This window comes from Bartonella silvatica, from assembly GCF_040545155.1.
Classification (GTDB): domain Bacteria; phylum Pseudomonadota; class Alphaproteobacteria; order Rhizobiales; family Rhizobiaceae; genus Bartonella; species Bartonella silvatica.
The window spans coordinates 1-24,351 of the sequence record NZ_JBEPLI010000003.1 but is presented as its reverse complement, the minus strand read 5'-3'; the positions used below and the strand labels follow the sequence as shown (position 1 = coordinate 24,351).

At 37.4% G+C, this 24,351-nt stretch carries 22 protein-coding genes; 10 read left to right on the top strand and 12 right to left on the bottom strand.

Annotated features, from left to right (window positions below):
- Nucleotides 1–7 precede the first annotated feature (7 nt).
- From ABID23_RS02545 to rpsF, 5 genes are all read right to left on the bottom strand, one after another.
- Nucleotides 8–1,498, bottom strand: coding sequence for a replicative DNA helicase (locus tag ABID23_RS02545; protein WP_354189199.1), 1,491 nt, complete (start codon nt 1,496–1,498; stop codon nt 8–10).
- 584 nt (nt 1,499–2,082) lie between these two features.
- Entirely contained in the window at nt 2,083–2,679 is a 597-nt protein-coding gene (rplI, locus tag ABID23_RS02540) for a 50S ribosomal protein L9 (RefSeq protein WP_354189022.1), read from the bottom strand.
- Between the two features lie 26 nt (nt 2,680–2,705).
- On the bottom strand, nt 2,706–3,686 hold the full coding sequence (locus tag ABID23_RS02535; protein WP_354189020.1) for a hypothetical protein: 981 nt from the start codon (nt 3,684–3,686) through the stop codon (nt 2,706–2,708).
- 152 nt (nt 3,687–3,838) lie between these two features.
- Nucleotides 3,839–4,087, bottom strand: coding sequence for a 30S ribosomal protein S18 (gene rpsR, locus ABID23_RS02530; RefSeq protein ID WP_354189018.1), 249 nt, complete (start codon nt 4,085–4,087; stop codon nt 3,839–3,841).
- The gene (gene rpsF / locus ABID23_RS02525) at nt 4,087–4,494 is read right to left on the bottom strand and encodes a 30S ribosomal protein S6 (RefSeq protein ID WP_354189016.1); all 408 of its coding nucleotides are present in this window, start codon (nt 4,492–4,494) and stop codon (nt 4,087–4,089) included. Before rpsF ends, rpsR begins: the two co-directional genes overlap by 1 nt.
- A gap of 342 nt (nt 4,495–4,836) precedes the next feature.
- Between rpsF and ABID23_RS02520 the strand changes: the two genes are divergently transcribed.
- The 7 genes from ABID23_RS02520 to gmk all read left to right on the top strand — a co-directional run bounded on the left by ABID23_RS02520 (nt 4,837) and on the right by gmk (nt 10,994).
- Complete coding sequence (locus ABID23_RS02520) at nt 4,837–5,424, top strand: undecaprenyl-diphosphatase (protein WP_354189014.1); 588 nt, start codon at nt 4,837–4,839, stop codon at nt 5,422–5,424.
- Between the two features lie 68 nt (nt 5,425–5,492).
- Nucleotides 5,493–6,437: an ACP S-malonyltransferase gene (fabD, locus tag ABID23_RS02515; RefSeq protein ID WP_354189012.1), complete on the top strand. Its 945-nt coding sequence runs from the start codon at nt 5,493–5,495 to the stop codon at nt 6,435–6,437.
- 19 nt (nt 6,438–6,456) lie between these two features.
- Nucleotides 6,457–7,194 (top strand): 3-oxoacyl-[acyl-carrier-protein] reductase, encoded by a 738-nt coding sequence (gene fabG / locus ABID23_RS02510; protein WP_354189010.1) that lies wholly within the window; start codon nt 6,457–6,459, stop codon nt 7,192–7,194.
- 263 nt (nt 7,195–7,457) lie between these two features.
- Nucleotides 7,458–7,694: an acyl carrier protein gene (locus ABID23_RS02505; protein WP_273759517.1), complete on the top strand. Its 237-nt coding sequence runs from the start codon at nt 7,458–7,460 to the stop codon at nt 7,692–7,694.
- A 100-nt stretch (nt 7,695–7,794) separates the two neighbouring features.
- Nucleotides 7,795–9,057, top strand: a complete 1,263-nt coding sequence (fabF, locus tag ABID23_RS02500) for a beta-ketoacyl-ACP synthase II (protein WP_354189007.1) — start codon at nt 7,795–7,797, stop codon at nt 9,055–9,057.
- Nucleotides 9,058–9,167: 110 nt separating this feature from the next.
- Nucleotides 9,168–10,277 (top strand): endolytic transglycosylase MltG, encoded by a 1,110-nt coding sequence (gene mltG / locus ABID23_RS02495; RefSeq protein WP_354189005.1) that lies wholly within the window; start codon nt 9,168–9,170, stop codon nt 10,275–10,277.
- Nucleotides 10,278–10,334: 57 nt separating this feature from the next.
- Nucleotides 10,335–10,994 (top strand): guanylate kinase, encoded by a 660-nt coding sequence (gene gmk, locus ABID23_RS02490; protein WP_354189003.1) that lies wholly within the window; start codon nt 10,335–10,337, stop codon nt 10,992–10,994.
- A 47-nt stretch (nt 10,995–11,041) separates the two neighbouring features.
- Here the strand turns inward: gmk and rsmA are convergent, their stop codons facing one another.
- From rsmA to lptF, 6 genes are all read right to left on the bottom strand, one after another.
- A complete protein-coding gene (rsmA, locus tag ABID23_RS02485) occupies nt 11,042–11,872 on the bottom strand; it encodes a 16S rRNA (adenine(1518)-N(6)/adenine(1519)-N(6))-dimethyltransferase RsmA (protein WP_354189001.1) in 831 nt (276 codons plus the stop codon).
- Nucleotides 11,863–12,876, bottom strand: coding sequence for a 4-hydroxythreonine-4-phosphate dehydrogenase PdxA (pdxA, locus tag ABID23_RS02480; protein WP_354188999.1), 1,014 nt, complete (start codon nt 12,874–12,876; stop codon nt 11,863–11,865). The genes rsmA and pdxA overlap by 10 nt, the downstream gene beginning before the upstream one ends.
- Nucleotides 12,876–13,832, bottom strand: coding sequence for a SurA N-terminal domain-containing protein (locus ABID23_RS02475; RefSeq protein ID WP_354188997.1), 957 nt, complete (start codon nt 13,830–13,832; stop codon nt 12,876–12,878). Before ABID23_RS02475 ends, pdxA begins: the two co-directional genes overlap by 1 nt.
- A gap of 98 nt (nt 13,833–13,930) precedes the next feature.
- Entirely contained in the window at nt 13,931–16,297 is a 2,367-nt protein-coding gene (locus ABID23_RS02470; protein ID WP_354188995.1) for an LPS-assembly protein LptD, read from the bottom strand.
- Nucleotides 16,298–17,389 carry an LPS export ABC transporter permease LptG gene (lptG, locus tag ABID23_RS02465; protein WP_354188993.1) on the bottom strand — a complete coding sequence of 364 codons (1,092 nt, stop codon included), beginning with the start codon at nt 17,387–17,389 and terminating at the stop codon, nt 16,298–16,300. It abuts the gene before it with no gap.
- Entirely contained in the window at nt 17,386–18,561 is a 1,176-nt protein-coding gene (lptF, locus tag ABID23_RS02460) for an LPS export ABC transporter permease LptF (RefSeq protein ID WP_354188991.1), read from the bottom strand. Before lptF ends, lptG begins: the two co-directional genes overlap by 4 nt.
- A gap of 366 nt (nt 18,562–18,927) precedes the next feature.
- Between lptF and ABID23_RS02455 the strand changes: the two genes are divergently transcribed.
- Complete coding sequence (locus ABID23_RS02455; protein WP_354188989.1) at nt 18,928–19,374, top strand: DNA polymerase III subunit chi; 447 nt, start codon at nt 18,928–18,930, stop codon at nt 19,372–19,374.
- A gap of 168 nt (nt 19,375–19,542) precedes the next feature.
- Nucleotides 19,543–19,806, top strand: coding sequence for a hypothetical protein (locus tag ABID23_RS02450; protein WP_354189197.1), 264 nt, complete (start codon nt 19,543–19,545; stop codon nt 19,804–19,806).
- Here ABID23_RS02450 and ABID23_RS02445 read toward each other — a convergent pair.
- Complete coding sequence (locus ABID23_RS02445; RefSeq protein ID WP_354188987.1) at nt 19,803–21,092, bottom strand: MFS transporter; 1,290 nt, start codon at nt 21,090–21,092, stop codon at nt 19,803–19,805. The genes ABID23_RS02450 and ABID23_RS02445 overlap by 4 nt on opposite strands.
- A 594-nt stretch (nt 21,093–21,686) precedes the next feature.
- On the opposite strand from ABID23_RS02445, the gene ABID23_RS02440 reads away from it, so the two are divergent.
- Nucleotides 21,687–24,351, top strand: a 2,665-nt coding sequence (locus ABID23_RS02440; RefSeq protein WP_354188985.1) for a pertactin-like passenger domain-containing protein, incomplete at its 3' end; no start/stop codon positions are given.

Here is a 24,351-nt window from a genome sequence, read left to right as displayed (position 1 = left end):
GGCAGATTTAACCAATCTGCTCTGGAAGATAATGACTATCTGCCAAATCACTAAAACGTGTAAAATCAGATTGAAAGGCAAGGTGAACGGTTCCTGTTGGTCCATGGCGTTGTTTTGCAACAATAACGTCAGCTTTCCCCATAATTTTATCCATTTCATCTTGCCATTTTGTATGTTCAAGAGTGCCTAATTTAGGCTCTTCATTTTTGAAATAATATTCTTCGCGATACACGAAAAGAACGATGTCAGCATCTTGCTCAATTGAACCAGATTCACGTAAATCTGAGAGCTGTGGTCGTTTATCTGTCCTATTTTCCACTTGACGCGAAAGTTGTGAAAGAGCGACAATAGGGATATTCAATTCTTTTGCTAACGCTTTAAGCCCTGTAGTAATTTCTGTAATTTCCTGAACGCGATTTTCTGATGAACGTTTTGAACTGCTTGTCATAAGTTGAATATAATCAATAAATAAGACATCTAAACCATGTTGTCGCTTGAGCCGCCTTGCACGGGCAGCCAGTTGTCCGATTGATATACCACCAGTTTGATCGATATAAAGCGGTGCTTTTTGTAAATGATTCATAGAACGGACGATTTTTGCAAATTGCTCTTCTGAAATATTTCCTCGCCGCATATCGGAAGACGAAACCTCTGTTTGTTCAGATATAATACGTGTTGCAAGTTGTTCTGATGACATTTCAAGTGAGAAGAATCCAACAATGCCTCCCTCGTTTTCCTGTGTTTTTTCATTACGATTGCAAGCATTGGCAATATTAAAAGCAATATTGGTAGCTAATGAAGTTTTTCCCATACCAGGGCGTCCAGCGAGGATAATTAAGTCAGAGGGTTGTAATCCTCCCATTTTTTCATCAAGTGTTTTAATATGAGTCGCTATCCCTGATAAGTGTGAAGAACGTTTTTTGGCAGCACTTGCCATAGCAATAGCTTTTTTTATTGCTTCATTGAAATTTTCAAATCCACCTCCGTATTTCCCTTTTTCTGCTAGTTCAAACAAATGCTTTTCAACAGTTTCAATTTGTTGAGTTGGTGTAAGCTCTACAGGAGCCTCAAAAGCTGTATTGACAACTTGGTTTCCAATATTAATTAAGGAACGTCGAATAAAAAGATCATAGATAACGCGTCCATAATCTTCGGTATTAATAATTGTTACGGCTTCTTTTGCTAAACGAAGAAGGTAGTTATATACGGTGATATCTCCAATTTTTTCATCAGCTGGGATAAAGGGTTTTATAGTAATTGGATCTGCAACTTTTCCTTTTTTGATAAGACGAGACAATACATCGTAGATTTTTTGATGCAATGGTTCAAAAAAATGTTCTGGTTTTAGAAAATCTGAAACACGATCGAAAGCATCATTGTTAACAAGTGTTGCTCCAAGCAAGGCTTGTTCAGCTTCAATATTATACGGAAGTTGTCGAAAAGAAGAAGAGGCTTCTTTTTGCGAAGAGTTTAAATTAACAATGCTTGTTTCTTCCATAACAGCTTTTTCCACTAAAACTCCATATTTAGTTACTTTAGGGGGACATTAAAATGATAGGAACAAAATACCCCTTTAAAATTACACTTTCGATTTCTTAGGTCGTTTTCAGTTTCTGATTTATCATCTGTGAATTATTCATATGCGACTTATTTCTTTACATTTTATTTTTATAACATGAAAAAGTTAGAAAATATGTACACTTTTTCAAAGTGCACTTTTAATATTAAAAAATAGAATGCTATATTTTGATGTCGTCGATTGACGAGATTCCAATATCAATATGGATAATGTTGTGTTTTTATAATTTGAATAATGTCAAATGCAGTAAGTATGTAAGAAACTTACCAGTCTATATAAGTATATTTCTATTCAAAAAGCGGAAATTTAATAAGGTTTAAGTTTTGTTTTAACAATGTATAGAATTATTCCTAATGTATTTATAATTTCTATTTTAGAATATTTTTACATAAAATAGTGATTTTTTTATAAAAATTTCACTATTTTAATAACAAAAATCTTAAGTCTAAAGTACTTAAGATTTTTGTCATATGTTACTATATTAAATGATAAGGAAATAAAAATTAAGCTTCTTCATTAATGCTGTTTTTATCTTTTTCAGAACTTTCTTCCGCCAATAACTCTTCCTGATTCTCTTCTGTTAACTCTTCTTGAATATCATATATCGCTTCAGCAGAGGTTAAGTTTTCACCTTCTGCTTGGCGTTGTGCCTCATTGCTAGAGCGTGCAACATTAATGGTCACAGAAATTTGAACTTCAGGGTGCAGGCTAAGAGTAATCGTATGGAGCCCAATAGTTTTTATTGGATATTTTAGTTCAATTTGATTACGTCCGATAGAAAATCCTTCATCTGTTATAATTTCAGAAATATCACGTGTTGATACAGATCCGTAAAGTTGTCCTGTTTCACCAGCTGAACGAACAGCAATAAATGATTGACCATCAAGCTTTTCAGCAACTTTTTGTGCTTCATTTTTGCGTTCAAGATTACGTGCTTCGAGTTGCGCGCGCTGTATTTCAAAATGTTTTTTATTAATTTCATTTGCGCGTAAAGCTTTACCTTGAGGTAAGAGAAAATTACGTGCATAACCATCTTTAACCGAGACAATATCTCCCATCTGACCAAGACGAGGAACGCGCTCAAGTAGAATAATATCCATAGTTTTTCCTTTCGAATAAAATAAATTTAATGAAGTTTTTTGCGTGAATGAAAATTGTATTGAATAGCTGCCCAAATCCCCATTAAAAGCATCATAAAAGAAACAGGTGGAGCAAAAACGACGGTCAAAATGGCAATATAAACAAGAGAAAGTATAATTGTGCGACCGTTTACGCCCTTCGTGATATTATGGAGATAGGAGAGACCGCTGATTGATATAACGACAGTATATGCTGTGCTAAAGACGCGCGTGCTCAGATTAACAGGAGAGCTTAGTTCAATCATTGATGCTATACAAACAACAACAAAAATAAAAATGCCAGAGATAGGAATGCGCAGAGTTTGGCTCCAATCATCACTGGGTCTTCTCAACCACTTCATATGTCTTGCTATGATCATTGAAAAATAAAGATTTCCGATAAGAAAAATCAAGCTAGACGTGGTCACGGCAATAGCGGTTAAAGTCGCTGCATGCGCCATTAAAAGTTCATGAAAAGCAGTTATATTAGTTTCCTTAAGTGATTGCGATTGTTGCATAGCTTGTGCTATATTTGCAGCGATGTTTTGTGCGATGAGGGGAGGGGAGGGGCTATTTTGAATATAAAATCCAATGAAAGTTGCTATAATAGCAATAAAATTAGTTAAATGAAAAATAACCGATGATAACGGGTACCATGTCAGTGTATTTTCCTTTGGCATTGGGCGAGCGAGCCCAAGGAGCCAAGATGCATAGACAGCAGGAAGAAAAAATAACAGCATAAGGCCGAAAGCGGTATAGAGATCAGTGGTTATAACAAGAACAATAGTTGCACTTATGAGAGCAATGAGGCTGGCAAGGGTTCCTTGACCAAACGCAACAATAAAAATTGGAAATGAGAGAAAGCAACTCAGAAAAAGAGAGATATAGGGGGCAATATTCGTAGCGCTGATAATTGCCATTGCTATCACAACAGAAAATAGTCCTGCTAAAACACCAGTCATTATCCTATAAACATGAAAGTTTTTCATTGATTGCTGTCCTGCCCTCTGCAGTTAGAGACATGACACTGCCTCAACTTTTAGTATTTTTTATTTGTGACTTAATAATGAGCTATCTTTTTAAACTATATGAGAAAAGTAACTGAGGGAGGATGAACTTCCCTCAGTAGGATTTTAGTATTTTATCGAATAAGATATGGAAGTAAACCTAAAAAACGAGCACGTTTAATGGCATTAGCCAGTTCACGTTGTTTTTTCTGACTGACAGCTGTAATCCGTGAAGGGACAATTTTCCCACGTTCTGAAATGTAACGCTGCAACAGTTTGACGTCTTTATAGTCAATTTTAGGAGCATTCGCACCCGAAAACGGGCACGTTTTGCGGCGACGATGAAAAGGGCGACGTGTTGCAGTTTGATTCATATCGGTCATTATTCTCCTCCTTCTATAGCATCTTCACGTTGACGACGCGGAGAGCGAGGAACCTCTTCACCTTGATCAAGACGGCTATTACGATCAAGACGTGAAAGCATAGCAGATTTTTCTTTTTCGTGTTTTTCCACACGAATAGTCATGTAACGTAAAATATCTTCATTAATTCGCATTTGACGCTCAACCTCAGCAATTGCTATGGCTGGAGCGTCAATATTAACCAGTACGTAATAAGCTTTACGATTTTTGCGAATACGATAAGCGAGGGGACGTAAACCCCAATTTTCTATACGCCCAACTTTTCCACCATGCGCTTCAATGACACCTTTGTAAAGATTCAAAAGTTCATCAACTTGCTGTGGCGCAATATCCTGTCGGGCAAGAAACACATGTTCATAAAGAGCCATTAGTTTTGCCTTTCTCCAATTAAGTTTTACTGGTTTTAGCGCAAAGCCTCTGCGACTTGTCTTTTCTGGAGATCCAAAGAAGAAAGGACGCGTTTATAATTCGAGACATCCGAGAGCGGAGACACAGGAGGCCGGAAACATTGCGTCTCCTACTGGTTTGTTTTCAGTCCTCCGTTCAACCTCCAGCTAAATACCGGTAACAAACATTTGACCTTTACAGCTTATCTTGAAAAATAGCAAGTTGATGCGCATAAAAAATATTGTTTTATCAAACCTTGATATATTTTTATACGTTTCACTTTCTTACAAAAAAGATAAGGCTATAAATGAAGGAGAGCCGTAATGGATTTTTTAAACCAGGTTGATGCTGCACTTTTTGAAATGCTTGTTAATCATCATCAATCTTGGTGGGGCTTAGTTTTTTTTAGCATTTTTTGCGCTAAGTTTTTGATTTATATTATTCCACTACATCTTTTTGTGTTGTGGTTTTGTGGTAAAAATATGGAACGACATGTAGCGTTAAGCATTTGCGTGAGCGTTGGTGTGTCCCTTTTTATAGGTTATCTTATTTCCCTTATTTATTTTCATCCACGTCCATTTGTTGTAGAGTTGATAAAACCACTAATAAAGCATCGTGCAACCGCTTCTTTCCCAAGTAATCACGCCTTAACGATTGCATCTTATATGGCAACACTTTATTTTTATGGGTATAGAGTTTCTTCTAAGTTTGCATTAGTCTTTTTGTGCTTGATTTGTTGGGGGCGTATTTTTGTTGGTGTTCATTATCCTTTTGATATTTTAGCTGGTATAGTTTTGGGCTGTTTGACAGCGTGGGGTGTTATTCAGTTTATAGCACCATATTTCCCTAAGTTCTTATATCAAATCCCACCATTAAAATATAACTTTAAGAGAGATATACTCTCTAAGTAAGGTACTTTATCTTGATTCGTATGAAGGAATAAGATCAAAAGAAAATAATTTAATTAAGGAGTCGATACATGGTGGCAGCTTTTATTTTTCCAGGACAGGGAAGCCAAATTGTGGGTATGGGCAAAGCACTTACAGAGCAGTTTGCTGCTGCACGGCTGGTTTTTGAAGAAGTTGATGATGCCTTAGGAGAGAAATTATCAGATATCATTTTTGAAGGGCCATCAGATGTTTTGACATTAACAGCAAATGCCCAACCAGCATTAATGGCGGTATCCATGGCCATTATCCGTGTGATGGAACAATTAGGCCTTGATATAGGATCAAAGGTAAAGTTTGTTGCAGGGCATTCTCTGGGAGAGTATTCGGCTCTTTGTGCTGCTGGTACATTTAGTCTTACTGATACGGCAAAGCTTTTACGTATTCGTGGAAATGCCATGCAGGCTGCTGTTGCTGTTGGAGAAGGGGCTATGGCAGCACTTATTGGTTTGAATGAGCAAGATGTGGAAGAAATTTGTAAAACTGTTTCTGAGGATGGGGTATGCCAGATTGCAAATGATAATGGAGGGGGACAAATTGTTATTTCAGGTGTGGTAAAAGCGGTTGAGAGAGCGGCGGAGATTGCTTCACAAAAAGGGGCTAAACGCGTAATTCTTCTCCCTGTCTCTGCTCCTTTTCATTCATCTTTAATGCAACCCGTTGCGGATGCCATGAAGAATGCACTTTTGACAGTTAATAAAGCGAATCCTATTGTTCCTCTTATCGCCAATGTATCTGTTGCACCGGAAAATGACCCAGAACGGATTACTATGCTTCTTGTTCGGCAAGTTACAGGGAGAGTGCGATGGCGTGAAACGATAGAGTGGATCGCTGCAAATGGAGTTGATACACTTTTTGAAGTTGGTTCTGGGAAAGTGTTAACGGGTTTAACCCGCCGTATTAACAAGGATATAAAGGGATTAACAATTGGAACAATTGAGGAAATAGAAAAAGCACTACAGATGCTTGGCGTTTAATCTATAAGGAGTCTAAAAAATGTTTTCATTAAAGGGTCGTAAAGCTCTTGTGACAGGAGCATCGGGAGGAATTGGTGAGGCAATAGTGCGTTGCTTTCACGCGCAAGGAGCTATTGTTGGGCTTCATGGAACGCGTGAAAATAAGCTTAAAGAAATGGCTGAAGATTTGGGAAAAAATGTTTTTGTATTTCCAGCTAATCTTTCTGAGCGCGAATCTGTAAAAAAACTGGCTGAAACAGCAGAAAAAGAAATGGATGGTGTTGATATTCTGGTTAACAATGCTGGAATCACCCGAGATGGCCTTTTTGTACGGATGCAAGATAAAGATTGGGATGATGTCTTAGAAGTCAATCTAACAGCTGCTTCTATTTTGACTCGTGAATTGACACATTCGATGATGCGTCGTCGCTATGGAAGGGTTATTAACATAACATCAATAGTTGGTGTTGTTGGAAATCCTGGACAAACGAATTACTGTGCAGCAAAAGCTGGTTTAATAGGTTTTTCAAAAGCATTAGCGCAAGAAATTGCCTCACGAAACATCACTGTAAATTGTATTGCTCCAGGATTTATTAAATCGGCTATGACCGATAAGCTTAATGAAAAGCAAAAGGAAAATATTATGGCCTCAATTCCAATGAAGCGTATGGGAATGGGAGAGGAAATAGCGTTTGCAGCTGTTTATTTGGCTAGTGATGAAGCAGCGTATATGACCGGGCAAACACTTCATATCAATGGCGGAATGGCAATGATCTGAGTATTTACTTTATTCTACATTGATTTATAAGTCGTATTATTTTAGATAATATCAATGAAGTGGAAAGATGCATCCATTTCTGTAAATATTGTAGGTTGATCAATTTATGTCGGAATGTCAGATTGGTTCATTTTTTAGGGGATATCCACAGGGTATTTAAAATTGCTACTAGAATCTTGAGAGCAATGTATTCATTGCTTGATTAGATAGTCCGATATAGCTAACCAAACTATAGGAAAATAATATAATTCGAGGAATTCAACATGAGTGATACAGTAGAACGCGTTAAGAAAATTATCGTGGAGCATCTTGGGGTGAGTGCAGATAAAGTAGTAGAAAATGCAAGCTTTATCGATGATTTAGGAGCAGATAGCCTTGATACGGTTGAGCTCGTGATGGCTTTTGAAGAAGAGTTTGGCGTGGAAATCCCAGATGAGGCTGCTGAAACGATTTTCACAGTGGGTGATGCAGTAAAGTTTATTGATAAAGCGTCTGCGTAATGACTGAAAGACAAAAGTGTATAATGCTTTTGTCTTTATTTTCAGAGGTTACTTTTGAATAGGACTCTGAAATATGGATTCCAGTTCAAGGTTAGAAATTATGAGACGTGTTGTTATTACTGGTTTAGGGTTGGTGTCTCCATTAGCTGGTGATGTCGAATATAGTTGGAAACGACTTCTTGAAGGAAAAAGTGGTGTTCGGCGTGTTACTGAATTTGATGTGTCTGATTTGCCGTGCCAGATTGCCGCTCGTATTCCTTTAGGTGATGGAACAGATGGTACATATAACCCTGATTTGCATATGGATCCCAAAGAACAACGTAAGGTTGATGCATTTATTGTTTACGCAGTGGCTGCTGCTGATCAAGCTCTTGCAGATGCTGAATGGTTTCCTAAGAGTGATGAAGATCAGATTTGCACAGGTGTGTTAATTGGTTCAGGTATTGGTGGCATTGAGGGTATTGTAGAAGCTGGTTATACGCTTCGTGATAAAGGCCCACGCCGTGTTTCTCCTTTTTTTATTCCTGGACGTCTTATTAATCTTGCTTCTGGTTATGTGTCTATTAAATACAGTTTGCGCGGTCCTAATCATTCGGTTGTGACAGCCTGTTCAACGGGAGCACATGCAATTGGTGATGCGGCGCGTTTAATTGCATTTGGTGATGCGGATGTAATGGTAGCAGGAGGCACTGAGTCTCCGATAAATCGAATCTCTCTTGCAGGTTTTTCTGCATGTAGAGCCCTTTCAACGCGTCGTAATGATGATCCTGAACGGGCATCACGTCCTTATGATGCAGATCGGGATGGCTTTGTGATGGGTGAGGGGGCTGCAATTGTTGTTTTAGAAGAGCTTGAACATGCAAAAAAACGGGGAGCTCGCATTTATGCTGAAGTTATTGGCTATGGTTTATCTGGCGATGCTTATCACATTACGGCACCCTCAGAAAGTGGTGAGGGTGCGCAACGTAGTATGATAGCTGCTCTCAAGCGTGCGCAAGTGAATGTAAGCGAACTTGATTATATTAACGCCCATGGTACTTCAACAATGGCTGATGTTATAGAGTTGGCAGCTGTTGAGCGTGTTTTAGGAAATTATGCACCACAAGTGTCCATGTCATCAACAAAGTCATCTGTTGGGCATTTATTGGGTGCAGCAGGGGCAGCGGAGGCTATCTTTTGTGTACTCGCTATACGAGATAATATAGCGCCAGCAACACTTAATCTTGATAATCCATCAATTGAAACGAAAATTGATCTTGTTCCCCATAAACCACGTGAACGGAAGATTGATACGATTCTTTCTAATTCCTTTGGGTTTGGCGGAACAAATGCATCTTTAGTTATGCGACGCTTTGGGGAATAATAGACGCTTTCCCTTTTCTATTTTTGAGTCTTCTACTTTGTGAGAAAAAATATAAAACTTAAGTGAGAGATTATAGTTGTCATATCTAAAAATTATTGAGGGTGATAATTGTGTCCGATGTGAACAATGAAAAACCATTGAAGGGCGTAGATGATTCTTCTTCGGATCATAGAGTAGATAATCACGATATGTTAGTGCATAAAAAACGAAAAAAGTCGTTGATCGTACGTAATCCATTCGTCATTTTAGGTCATTTTTTTCTGATGTTGGTTGTGGTTATTCTTTTGGCCATAAGCATTCCCCTTTATATTGGAAAAAGTATTTTTGAAGGGAAAGGGATGACGGATGAGGAACAAGTTATCCTTATTGATCCTGGAACAGGAATTCGTGAAATTGCTGCATTACTTGAAAAGCGCGGTTTCATTCGTTCATCTGGTATTTTCATTTATGGGGTTGGTTACCATAAAAAAACAACGCACCTTAAGGCTGGTGAATATTTAATCCCAGCGCATGCTTCGATGCGAGATATTATGGATATCCTTGTAAAAGGAAAGTCCATTGAATATACCTTTACAGTACCAGAAGGTTTAACAGTTCAGCAAGTCTTTGATCGGTTAGCTGCTAATGAAGTTTTGACAGGAGATCTTCCAAAAACTTTGCCTCCAGAAGGCAGTTTGATGACGGATACTATCCGTTTTATTCGAGGAACAACGCGTAAAGAAATCATAAATAGACTGCGTGATGGACAGACAAAACTAATCCATGCGATATGGGCGACACGCTCAACGGATTTACCAATAAAAACCATCGATGAGTTTGTTATATTGGCATCGATCGTTGAAAAAGAGACAGGAATAGCATCAGAGAGACCAAAAGTTGCGGCGGTGTTTTATAATCGTCTTGCAAAACATATGCGTCTTCAAGCTGATTCAACGGTTATTTATGGTCTCTTTGGTGGAAAAGGTATGCCATCTGGTCGTGCAATTTACCGTTCAGATCTCGAGAAAGAAACACCATATAATACTTATAAAATTGATGGTTTACCACCAACTGCTATTGCAAACCCAGGGCGAGATTCTTTAAAAGCAGTGGCGCATTCACCAAAAAGTGATGTGCTCTATTTTGTTGCTGATGGTTCTGGAGGGCATGTTTTTTCTAGAACTTTAGAGGAGCATAATATGAATGTTCGTAAATGGCGTGCATTCAAAGCAGCACATTGATTTTAGAAGATGTAGAAAAGAGTGTGTTATTGAAGTTTTGGAGAAAAGTAGAACAATATGACGGCATTTTTTGAGGATACTAAAAAAAGAAATCAACGTCGTGGATTTTTATTGATTCTCTCTTCACCTTCAGGAGCTGGTAAATCCACTCTTTCTCGGTTACTTTTGAAAGAAGAGCAATTAGAACTTTCTATCAGTATGACAACACGTCAAAAGCGTCCTAGTGAAGTGGATGGATTTCATTATCATTTTATTTCAAAAAAAGAGTTTGAATGCAGGCGTGATAGTGATGAATTTATTGAATGGGCAGAAGTTCATGGAAATTATTACGGAACTTTACGTGAAACTGTTGAAAATGTTTTGAGTATTGGCCGTGATATGTTATTCGACATTGATTATCAGGGGACTGAGCAACTTCAAAAAAAAATGCCAGGGGATACGGTATCTGTTTTTATTCTCCCTCCATCGATGAAAGAGCTTGTTTCCCGTTTGCATCGCCGAGCAGAGGATAGCCAAGATATCATTAACTTACGCTTAAAAAATGCACGAACAGAAATGCAGCATTGGCGCTCTTACGACTATATTGTCATTAATGAGGATCTAAATCAATCCATATCGCTTATTAAATCGATTTATTTAGCTGAAACTGTAAAACGTGAGCGCTGCTCTTTTCTTGAACCTTTTATTGATGGACTTATTACTGAGAATATTGATTGAGTCCTTATTCTTGTGAATAAGCATTTATGAATAAAAAGCTATGTTCTTTAAATTAGCAAATTAGCCAAAGCGACAAATTCGGCAATTGAAAGTGTTTCAGCACGGCGTGTTCCATCGATATTTGCTTTTTCTAAAAGCATTTCGCTTCCAAGATTTTTTAAACTTTGACGAAGCATTTTTCGTCTTTGTCCAAAGGCAGTTTTTGTTACAAGGCTTAATTTTTGTGCAGAACAGGTTAGTGGTTTCATTCGTGGAATGATATGCACAACAGAAGAAGTTATTTTCGGGGAGGGAATAAAGGCTTGGGGAGGCACGTCAAAAGCAATTTTAGCACTGGTACGCCATCCAGTTAAAACACTAAGACGTCCATAGTGAGCAGATTTGGGCTGTGCAGTAATGCGTTGAGCAACTTCACGCTGAAACATTAATGTCATTGACTCATAAAAAGGAGGCCATGGTTCAGCCACGAGCCAATTTAGTAAAAGCTGTGTTCCAATATTATAGGGAAGATTTGCAATAATACGTGGTTTTTCTGAAAAATTTTCAAAGAGTTTTGAAAAATCTTGTTTTAGCGCATCATTACAAATAATTTTTAATTTTTGCGGGTAGTGTTTTTCTATCTCTAAGAGGGCAGGTATGCACCGTTCATCATACTCTATTGCTGTAACAATAGCACCTTTTGCAAGTAAGGCGCGTGTTAGCCCACCAGGGCCAGGACCTACTTCAATAACAGGTTTTCCTTCTATATTTCCTGCTTTATGAGCAATTTTAGAGGTTAAGTTAAGATCGAAAAGAAAATTTTGACCCAAGGATTTTTGAGCTTGTAATCCGTATGTATCAATGACCTGACGTAGAGGTGGTAAATCATCTATTGGCATAGGTTCACACTATTTTCCGCAAGTTGATTTGCAAGTTTCAGAGCAGCAATAAAACTTTCAGGAGAAGCGATCCCTTTATCAGCAATATCAAAAGCAGTTCCGTGATCTGGAGAAGTTCGAATAAAGGGCAATCCTAAAGTGACATTAACAGTTGTATCAAAGTCCAATGTTTTAACAGGAATAAGAGCCTGGTCATGATACATACAAAGGGCAGCATCATACATCTTTCTTGCTTGTTCATGAAACATTGTATCAGCAGGCAATGGTCCTACAATATTAAGACCTTTTTTCTTAAGATATTCAATGGCAGGAATAATAATTTCAATATCTTCTTTTCCCATGGCGCCTTCTTCACCAGCATGAGGATTAAGTCCAGCAACCGCAAGACGCGGTGAAGTGATTCTAAATCGCTTTCTTAAATCACTTTCAGTAATGCGTGCTGTTTGAATAATTAAATGATGGGTGAGGTGTGAGGGAACTTCTTTGAATGGAATATGAACAGTAATCGGTACTGTTTTTAATCGAGGTCCTGATAACATCATAACGGGATGATAATATTTATTAGAGATTTTATATGCCAAGTTGGCTAAAAATTCTGTATGCCCTGGGAATTCAAATCCTGCATCATAGAGATTCTTTTTTGCAATAGGACAGGTAACAAGTGCACAGGCATGACCACTTTGAATGAATTGAACACTACGTTCAATTGATTCAATGATTCCAGCAGCATTATGCGGTGAAGGTAAGCCTCGTTGATCACTTTGTTGATTTTTTAATGGTATTATAGGAAGAGCAGCTTGAAAGTTTTTTACTGCATTATTTATTGAAACAGATTCTATCTCTATATCAATCTGTAAAAAACGAGCACGGGAACGCATAATGTTTGGATCAGCGATCAAAACAAAAGGTGGAACTTGACGCATCATACGCAAATTCCACGCTTTTAGTGCTATTTCAGGGCCAATTCCAGAAGGATCACCACTGCTAACAACAAGTGCAGTCATTATGAATATTGGATACGTGCTGCCCGACGTAATTCCTCTAGATATTTTTCGCTTAATTTTTCAAGTGCTTGCGGGCTTTTTTGTTGATTGTCTTGAATAGAAAATATCAAACGAGCCACATAATCATTAGAAACTCTTTTTATTTTACAAACAGCAATTGCTTCAATTCCATCAGATGTTTCTTGCAATTGAGTCATTTTCCCAGCAGGTGTTGCAAGGATAGCCTGTGTCCACGCGCTAGGAAGTTGGGGTTCAAGGAATTTTCCTAAATTACGAACAGTAACATCTAAAATACCTCTAGCTTGGTTGCGGGTATTTGCACATCCACGAAAGTGAGTACGGAAATTGCTTGCTTCTCTTTTGCGTCTGTCAAAAATTTCTGAACGAAGGCGCTGAGGAATAACAAAAACAATTCGCTGTAGTGTATATTCATTGGTTGAGGGCTTTACACCACCATTTTTTAATATTCTACGTACAGCTTCTTGTTCAGTAATCATACCCATTTCAGCTTGATAACGCGCATTAACAAGACGCCCCCATCCCATTTGCCCACGAATGTAGTCCTTAAAGTGTTGTACTGTAATATCACTTTGAATCAGAATTTGGTTAAGCTGATCAATGGTCATATTATTTTGTGTTGCAAAATTTTCAAAAGCACTCTCAACTTCACTATCGCTTACCTCAATATTACGACGCTTTACTTCAATATTTTGGAGGACTTCATTGATAAGTTCCTCTTTTGCTTGAGCGACAAGATTTCCTGGTTTTTGTTGTAGTTTTAAAAAAGCAGCACGTCTTTTAATGTCGTAATTGGTGATAGCACGCCCATTGACGGTGACAACAATAACAGTTTGTGCAAGGGTTTTTGAAATGAAAGATTCATTTATAATTAGGTTGCTTATACTCAAAGGTACAATACAAAATAAAGCAAAAATACGCTTTTTCAATTTGTTCATGTGAGTAGACCCATTGTTTATTAATTCCCGTTAATTATCTTAGATATACGTTTTTTTTCATAAAAACAATGATAAGTTAAATTGTCTATATATTCTCTTCATAAATTTTGGTTTGTTTTCTTTCCTATATCTGCAATTGTGCGTAGTGAAAGAGAGAAATTAAAATTGAGCAAAGGTGTTTTTCTTCCCGGATCAGTGATTTGCTGATAACCAAATGTAAGCCCAAAGCATTCATCGGCATAGTTTAGGCTGATTCCTCGTTTCGTAAATTTACTGGATACCAAATCATAACCAGCATTGCTATTAATAGACCAGTAGTTAGCTAGTTTTATACCCGTTTGAAAAGAAATTTCTTGGCGTTCTTGTGGATATTCATAATCTGGTTGGCTTGCAATATAGGCATATTGTACAGCAGCCGTAAAGTTTTGCCATTTCTTTAATATTTCAATTTCACTACGGCGAACTTTTCCTGTTCTTTTATCAAAACGCCCACGAGTCTCTAGAGAAAAACCATTTTTATTGTTTGTGCCAATCATTGCAACATAATCTGAAGACTTTTCTTCGAGGCTTGAATGAGTCCCTACATTAACATAATCTTTTTCTGCAAAGGAATTTTTTCCTGCGAGATGAAAAGATTGTCCAACAAGCCAATAGAAAGACCAATTATTATTAAAACTTCCGGAATATCTTAAACCTATATTGGCTCTAGTTCCTCCTTCGACACGATCATAGCCAGAGAATTTATTACGTTGAAAAAGAGTAGTCGCATCAAATATAAAGCTTTGCGCGTCTTCATTAGGGAGTTGTCCAATATAGTGTTCATTATTGCGTATAAAGATTTGTGCGGTTGGCTCTATAATATGGGTAGAGTTTTCTAATCTTATAAGGAGAGGGTATCGTAACTCTAAACCAGCTGTTGCCATACTACGAAATGTTGAATTACGAGGAGTATGTGAGGAGATATTTATTATATGATTGGTATCATTTTTATGCGCATTTGTTTTAATAATATCAGCACGTAAAGAGAGAAGAGGAGCTAATATAAGTCCATTGCGCATGCTGAAGCGTCTTTTCCACTCTAGCTCATTTGTTAAACGGAAACTATTTCCAGCAATGCCAGAAATTCTAGCTGTTTTGAATTTTTTCCCATTCCAGTCGGTGGAGATAAGGTCACTATGACGACGATAAACTGATTGCATATTGCTATGAAAAGTGAGTTCTCCTTTATAAATTGGTTCATCTACTGTGAAAAAATAATCAATACGAGGAAGGACCCATGCTTGTCGCAAATGGCGTTCATGAGGATCATTTAAGAGTAAATTTTGAATTTTGAAATGGTAGAAACGCATATCAAAGTGGTTTTTTCCAGAAAGACCATTCAAGTAAAGCTGAGAAAGCTGAGTAGGATTGTTATAGTTTTTAAGTTTATAGGCACGGCTAAAGTGCCGATCAGATTGTGCAAAAATATCCCATCCATAAGTCCAACGTGAATTAATGCGAAAATCACCCTTCGTTGCTAGCATATAACGATTTTTATGTTGTGCATCGATTGTATCATCGTCAAAGTTTTGCGGTTTCATTTGATATATATAGGCAAAACGAATGTTATAACGGCCTGTTTTAAAACGTTGACGCCACTCACCTTCAGTTAAAAGTCCTTGTTGCGTATAGAGCGTAGAAGAAAGTGTAAAATCATAATGGGGAGCGAGATTCCAGAAATAGGAATTTTTGATCCCCAACCCCAGATAATCGGTATAAAAAAAATGGGGAGCAAGAAGACCACTAGCACGCTTTACAGATGGATCATTGAGCTCAAAAGTTGGAAGTTGTAGAATCGGCATTCCAAAAATGTCAAAAGAGCTGTTTTCAAATCGAATTTTTTTAGTAGTATTATTCCATATGATTTTTCTTGCTTTAATTTTCCACAGAACGTCTCTATCTGGTTTGTAAGAACAAGGTTCACAGGCGGTGTAGGTGGCATCGTTGAAAATTGTTATTTGGTTATTGTTGCGTGTCGCATTTGCTGCGGCAAAATGGATATTGTTGGCGGTATCAATGCGTAAGGCATTGACGAATCCTTCACCGAAGTCTTTGGTCATATCCGCTTGATCAGAATAAATTTTGTTCCCATCTTTCTGAATAATTTCCACATTTCCTTGTGCGATAATTCGTCCCGTTTTTTGGTTGTAAGTGAGTTTTTGAGCAAACACCTTATTACCATCATATTCGATTTTCACATTTCCTTGTGCAGAAACAGTATTTTCATCGTGGTTATAAATAAGTTCATTTGCAGAAAGGAGGAGAGGATTTACCGGATTTTTTATGCGGTTTTGAGAAAGAAGAGTAGGTTTCTTTGCGTGTGCAAAACAGGACAAAGACATACTCAAGGTAAATCCTATCAGAATTTTAAAGGCAAGGGCACTTAATCTTGTCAAAAACACTTTTTTACTCACTAATATTTTCACTTAGCCATCCTCTTTATGAAGTAAAAAAGAGATTCCTACAAATAGTGCAATAACAACGGGTGTCCAAGCGGCAATAATAGGTGGAATATATCCGGCATCACCAAATGCTTGAACGAGTACAGAAATAACATAAAGCATGAAACCAGCAAGTACACCACTAAGAATCAACATTCCAGATTGTCCAAAGCGTGTGAAATTTAAAGATACAATCGCTGCAATGAGAGTCATTGCTACAAGCAATGCAGGTAATGCAATCAAAGATTGTAAATACATATCAAAATTATTGGCAGAGTAACCAAATGAACGTGCAATCATAATTTTCTTTGGCAGTTGGTAAAATGGAACAGTTGCAGGATTGACTAAACGTTCAGTTAAAAATTCAGGTTTTAGATTGGTTTTGATTTGAAATGTGGTAAACTTTTCAGGAGGTTTTCCTATTTTATAGATTATTCCATCTGTTAGGAGCCAAGCGCTATCTGTTAGTGTTGCTTTTCTCGTGTTAATCCAGTTTTTAACTGTTGCATCGTCATTATATTGTACAAAGACTGCATCGATAAGAGAAAGTCCTTTCTCTGTGATAGATTTGGCACCAATGGTTGTCCGTCCCGAATCTGTAATTTGCGTTAACCATGGGATAGGTGTGTTACGAAGAGATATGAGAGGATTATTGCTACGCCACTCTGTTACTATTTTTTCTGCTTGAGAAAATCCCCATGCAGCGAATGGATTCACAACAAAAATAGAAAATATCCCTAAAAGAAAAGCTCCAAGACAAGCAGGCATAAGGAATTGCCACGCAGATATACCTATTGAACGAGCTACAACGAGTTCAAGTTTTCGATTAAGTGAGATCAGCATGACCATTGCAGAAAAGAGTGCAATAAAGGGAATGAGCTGCTGCATGATAAAAGGAATACGTAAAATGGAAACAAGAAAGGCATCTTTTGCTGTATAATGAGGAAAGTGGGATAAACGACCAGAGTTTTCTGTAAAGTCGATTAACAGAGCAAGAATAAAAATACCCCCGAAAAAAGAACAGGTTGTTTTAAGATAGCGTATAAAAAAGTATCGTCCAAGCGTCCAACCAATCATGATATCTTGTCCGAGGGATAGGCAGATTTGTTGATTAATTTTTGAGAAGCTATGAAAATAAGCTCATTAAGTTTTGAAGGAATAGCAATTTGACGATTTGTTAAGAGCATGAAGGAAATAAAAGCACCTATTCCTACAGGGGTTAGGTAAAGGAGAGGCACATACGCAAGGTCACTTTTTGCTTTTTCTGCGAAAAAATATCCCATCCAATACACCAGTAAAGAAAGAGCAATTGCAGAGAAGTTTGCAGAGTTGCGTGCTTGTCGGTATGAACGGGTATCTCCTGCTGCTGCCAGTGCAATTAAGGAAAACACAATTGGATAGAGCCACTCTGTAAGTCTACGATGAAATTCAGCTTTATATTGGAGAGGTTTTCGTTGATAGTAGGGGTCTTTTGGATCAGGTGCTCGCAAATAAGAAAGAGAACGATCTTTTGGATACAGTGTGGGGGTTTTATCATTAGGAATAAATTCACCAAGGCTAAAGGTATATGAACTGAACTGAACGATTGAAACGCTGTCATTTTGATGATTAGCTCTTTCTATTTCACCGTTACTTAAAACGAGAAAACTGCCATTTTTACTGTTCATTATTTTTGCATCCGTTGCATAATAAAAAAGATCGGTTTTAGGATCACGTTGGTCGGCAATAAAAAGACGTCTGAGTTTTCCGTTGGGATTGCGTTCACCAATTTCTATATAAAGATTATTGGCGAGTTTTTGAAAGCTTCCTTCGCTAATGAAAAGATTAATAAGGTCAAAATGGGCGCTTGCGAGCATTTGTCGCATATTAAGACGTGCCTGAGGAACAACAAAATTAGCTATATAAAAGGAAGTACATGATGCAACAAGAGCAAGAAGAAGAATTGGTTTCCAAACGGTTCTTTTTGGAAAGCCAGAAGAGCTGATGATTGCAAGCTCAGAGTCTTTATTCATTGCGGAAAGGGTGCTAGTAATGGCAATGACTAATGCAAATGGAATAACAAGAGAAACAACAGAAGGAACCAATGAGAGTGAAAACTGCAAGACCGTTAAGAGCGTTTGTCTACTCGTTGTTAAAAAGTTTATTCGTGCAAGAATTTGCACTGTCCAACTAATACTAATGGCTGCAATCATGACAGCACTAAACAAGATAAGAACACGTTTTAAAATGTAGCATTCAATAATACGCATAAAAGGGTCACATACTCAGTCTTTAACGAAACGGTAGATATTTTAGGCAGTCTTAAATGAAAAATATACCCAAAACTAAAAAATATTTTTATCTATAATACACATTTTTACCAAATAAACACCGTGCAGAAGCTATGAGCGATCTTCAATTTATTTTATTTCGATTTCTCTGCTAGTCTACAGAGAAGCTAAAAATGAACGAAAATATTTTTGCTAACTTTATAATGATGTATTTTTTCTTTTAAGACAGTTAAAAAAAGCAGTATGCATTATTCTCAATAAAGGAATGATTATTTTTTATATAGAGGACGATAAACTCCTTATAAAATAGGTTGTTTTCTATAAGGAGAGATAAGGGTTAAGAGAGTGGATATTTTGTTCTATCATTTAACGCAGTCGACTTTTGAAGATATTTTGCCAACACTTGTGGAGCGAGCTCTGGATCGTTTTGGTAGGATGATAATACAATGTGTAAGTGAAAAGCAACGTGATGTTATAGATGCACGTTTATGGGTTTATGCTGATGAAGCATTTATTGGACATGGAACTGAGTGTGATCAATACCCAAACTTTCAACCTGTCTTTCTTACCACAGGGCAGGAAAATCCGAATGATTCAAAAATACGCTTTCTCATAGAGGGGGCAGTTTGTACAGATATTGATTTTTATCAACGGCTTGTCGTGATATTTGATGGACGGAATGATGAGCAGTTGAATCTTGTTCGTGCACAGTGGAAAAAATATAAAATGCAAAATCATAATTTAACTTATTGGCAACAGACTGAAAATCGCAGTTGGGAAAAGAAGATTTAAGGCAATGTAATAAAATAAGATCTATAATTTGAATTTTATAGGATTGATAAGAAATGTGAATTTAGCGCTTTTGATTGTGGAAGAACCAAGAGGGAAAGTTTTTTCATGATGATTTTTGGGAAGGACGAAAGATATGTCTCGCGTGCAAAAAAATGAAAGGCAATGGTAATGATCATTGATCGAATTCTGCTTATTTTATGGGCTGTGATGTTAGCGTTTTTGTGCGTTTCATGGTTGGGAACAACACATATATTATCACAAATATTTCCTATTGTTTATATGAGCAATATCGCAGATATTTTGTTCTTTTTTTTAAGTGCGCTATTTGCTGGAATATTATGGTGGCGTGTACCACAACCAATATCTTTTAAATTGAAAATGGCGGCATTTCTGCCGCCAGTATTCGTTTTATTCTTCTTTATTGTGTTTTAGTTGGATATTTCATCATCCGTAAATCCAACAAAGCAAATTAATGAAATAAAAGAAGCTAGAAGCAAATAATAGCCGAGAGAAGAAGCCCCTAAATGCTGTACTAGATATTCTGAAATATAAGGAGCAAGAGATGCACCAACGATACCGGATAAGTTAAAAGTTATAGACGAGCCTGTGTATCGAACTTCTGTTGAGTATGGTGAAGCTAAAACAGCACCAAGTGGACTATATACAACTCCCATAATTGATAAGCCAATAATGGATATGGCTAGGATTCCTAAGATTCCACACTCTAGAAGATAAGGAATGGTAAAGGAATAGATACCAGTAATTATTGTGATCCAGATCATCAGAGTTCTACGTCTAATACGATCAGCAAGTTTTCCGGTTATGACGGTAAAAATTCCACAGAAAACAGCACCAATGACTTCTACTTGGAGAGCTTGGTAAAACGACAGGTGCAAATGGTTTGTTGCATAACTCAACAAATATGCTGTGACTAAATAAAATAAAACAAATGTCGCCATACCAGCAAATGTGCCAAGAAATAAAATACGTGGGCATTTTAAAAAGACCTCTATGATCGGAACTTTAACTCGTTCTTTACGCTCAAGCGTTTTCCTAAATGCAACTGTTTCGTTGATTGAAAGGCGAACCCATAATCCTATAAGCATGAAAACAACCGAAGCAATAAAAGGAATGCGCCATCCCCATGATAAAAGTTCACCATGGTCAAGGAAATGCAACAAGGCTAAATAGACAGAGATAGATAAAAATAAACCGATTGGAACGCCTAATTGAGGAAACATCGCATACCAACCACGTTTTTCTGGTGGAGCATTTTCGGTGGCGAGCAGAACAGCTCCTCCCCATTCTCCTCCTAATCCCATTCCCTGTCCAATACGGCATAGGGTTAAAAAGAAAGGTGCCCACCACCCAGCTGTTTCATAAGTGGGAAGAAAGCCAATAATAACTGTCGATAACCCCATCGTGAGAAGAGCAGCGATAAGGGTTGCTTTTCGACCAACTTTATCTCCAAAATGCCCAAAAACAATTGACCCTAAGGGGCGTGCAAAAAAAGCAGCTCCAAAGATCAAGAAAGATTGTAGAATAGCAAGTTGATCATTCTGCGTTGGAAAAAACACATGAGGAAATATGAGAGCTGCGGCAGTTCCAAAGACATAAAAATCAAAATATTCAATTGTTGGGCCAATAAGACTTGCAAATAAAATTCGACGAGGAGAATTTCGTTTGCTTATATCTTGTATTTCTGAGTTTATAGACATGAACAAAATGTCCCTTTCAGTAGATAACAAATCAAATTACGTATAATTATAAAAATTTCAAACCAGTGTCGAGTCGGTATTATTATACTTTTTATGTATTAGAACAATGATTTTGGCATGATAAGTATGAAAAATTACACTTTAGATTTATCCATATTGAATATATTTAATAAATTTTTTGAATTCTAAGTGTTACAAAAGATCAAAATAATTTCAAATGATAGAACCTCATTAATTTGCTCGTGCTATTTCTTGTAAAATCTGGGCACTGTTTTAATCTACTCCAGGAATCAATCTTATTTTTGAGATCAGTGTTTGCGATCGAAAAATACTCAAAACATCTTTTTATAGATGCAATTGGAACACTTTTTAAGAGTACCAAAATTAAGAGTACCAAAACAATATTTCAATTTATGATTGCTATTTGGTTCAAAAAACAGACACGACGGTGCTTAATGCATGAGGATTAGAGCATTGAATAGTCCGTAAGCAATGATTGATTATTTTGAAAAATAAGATGATGAGAGGTTGTGTATTGTTTTTAGTGTGCGCGTTTTTCCGATATGCGGAATTTTTTATCATGGGATGTGGACGATGCAATGCAAATTAGGATTAAATTTTTGGGCGTTAATGATCAGTGGTAGTCTTGTAAAGATTGCTCATGCAGATGGAGTTGCTTCACAAGGAGAGAAACTACTTGCACCGGTAGAAATTATTGAGGTGTTAAAAAGAAGCAGAGAGAGTTTTGTCATTGAAAACGGTCAAGTTGAAATTGTCAAAAATGGAGAAAGTTCAAAAGGGACTCTTATTGGTGAATATGGGTTGCAAACTGTTGAGTATGGAGGGCAGACAGAGGATGCTAAAATTTATGGTGGCGAACAGTTTATTTTAGGAGAGGGGAGTTATGCTTATAACTCTGAAGTTTATGGACAAGGTGAAACTTCAGGGCAACAGAATGTATATGATGAAGCAGTCGCTTTATTCACAAATGTTAGGAGTGGAGGTGAACAAAATCTTGATACATGGTTAGCAGATACTGGGGGATTAGCCATTGATACGAAAGTTTTTGCTGCTGGAGTTCAGAATGTTTTTGCAGGAGGCAGAGCAAACACTGTTACTTTAGAAAGTGGTGCTCTTCAAAGAGTTTATGCTGGTGGGCATGTGGAAACTCTAACGATTAATGATGAAGCTATTTCATTGGTCTATGCTGGGGCGGTATTAGAAGGAACAGTGAAGGTTAATGGTTCTGGGAAAATTTCACTTTACGCTGGGGGTCAAGAAAATAAAACGACAGTAGAAGAGATTATTTTAAATGGAAAAAAATCTCAATTACGTTCTGTTGCCACTAAAGCTGATGGTTCAAGCACTTCAATTCAGACGTTAAGTGGCCATGGGACTGTTATTTTTACTTCTACGCACATCCCTACGGATCCTAGTAAAGTGAATTCATATTATTCTCTTCTTCACGTTGGTGATCTTTCGGGAAGTATAGAATTTAATTTTAGAGCTCATTTTAAAGAGCAATACGGTGATTATCTCCTTATAAAAAACGGCAGTGGCCATCATACAATAAGTGTTATGGATTCTGGTCCTGAAATTACAAATTCTTCTTTCTATGGCGTTGACTTAATTACGGATAAAAGTGGAAAGGCGGATTTTGCTTTAAAAAAGCATTCTGGTAAAATGGCCGAGATTGTTGATGGTGGAGCTTATATGTATCATCTCAAGCAGAGAGATGATAAAGGCGGAAAAATTTGGTATTTGGTTGCCATAGAAAAGAAGATTCCTATTCCCCCATCTAGTCCGCAATTACCTACTATAGCGGGTGCTCTTGGAAAAGAGACTACAATTTTACAAGATCCTATTATCAGTTCTTATACAAATGATTTCAGTTTTTATGCAGATGATTTTCGTGCGGATGAAGATCGATTTATTTTACGAAACTCTACACTCAGTGATGATAATATAGCAGTTAATCCTAAATGGTCCATAAACAATACGGTTGAAGGAACTGGAATACTCTATATTGAAGAAGGTGGTTTGAGTAAAAACACGACAATCCTCAATGGTGGCTCTGAAGTCGTTGGAGAACAAGGGATTTCAGAGTCTGCTATCGTTTATGAGTATGGAATACAGCGAGTAGAGGGAGGAGGTTCTGCGTTAAATGCTGAGATCTATGGTGGTGAGCAAACTATTTTTGGAGATAGTTATGTAAATGGTGGGATCGTGGGAAGCAGTGCTTATAATACGAAAGTTTATGGTCAAGGAGACGCGCTGGGGCAGCAAAATGTGTATGATGATGGAATGGCTGTAGGAACAAAAGTTATGGATGGAGGAGTACAAACTCTTGCTAAATGGTTTGTGGAAGATGATAGTTTCTTAGAAAAAAGTGGTGGTTTAGCATTCAATACTGAGGTTTTTTCGGGTGGTATACAGCGTGTTTTAGCAGGAGGTGAGGCAGATGTTGTGATTTTACATCGCCATGCTGCTCAAGAAGTCCATTCTGGTGCAACTGTAAAAAATCTCATGATTGAAGAGAAAGCCAATTCATGGGTTTTTGCTGGCGCGGTGTTAGGAGGAAAAATAAAGGTTGGTAATTGGGGAATGCTTCATCTTTATGCTGGAGGTGATAGTTCACATACGCAATATACAAATCATCATACCATGGCAGAGGATATTGATTTAGAAGATGAAGAAGCACGATTATACGCTATTACCGATGATTCTGATGATAAAATTTCTTACATTCAAAAGTTAAGTGGTGTGGGTAGGGTTATTTTTACTTCTTCTGGGAATGATTTGTACTACTCTCAGCTTTATGTTGATGATTTGTCAGGCAGTATGCATTTCGATTTTAATGTCAGCCTTGCAGAAGGAAAAGGTGATTACCTTTTTATCCAGAATGGTTCAGGAGATCACACAATAAGTGTTATCGATTCCGGTATTGAAATTGCTGATCTTTCTTCAACAGATCTAGATCTCATTGTTGATCAAAGTGGAGGAGCAAATTTTACTTTAAAAAGCTTTTCTGGAGTAAAAATTGGGGGTGTTGATGGTGGAACCTATATATATGGTTTAAAGCAGAAAAATGATGAGGATGGGAGCAAAAAAATTTGGTGTTTGTCTGCAGTTTACAATGATAATATACCGCGCAGAGGCAGACTACCTCGGCACTTGAGAGGGGACCAGCAAGTTTCTGTTTCGTCACCTTCCGTACTTCCGGTACAGCAGATCTCACATCAAGATGGTAATCATCCTT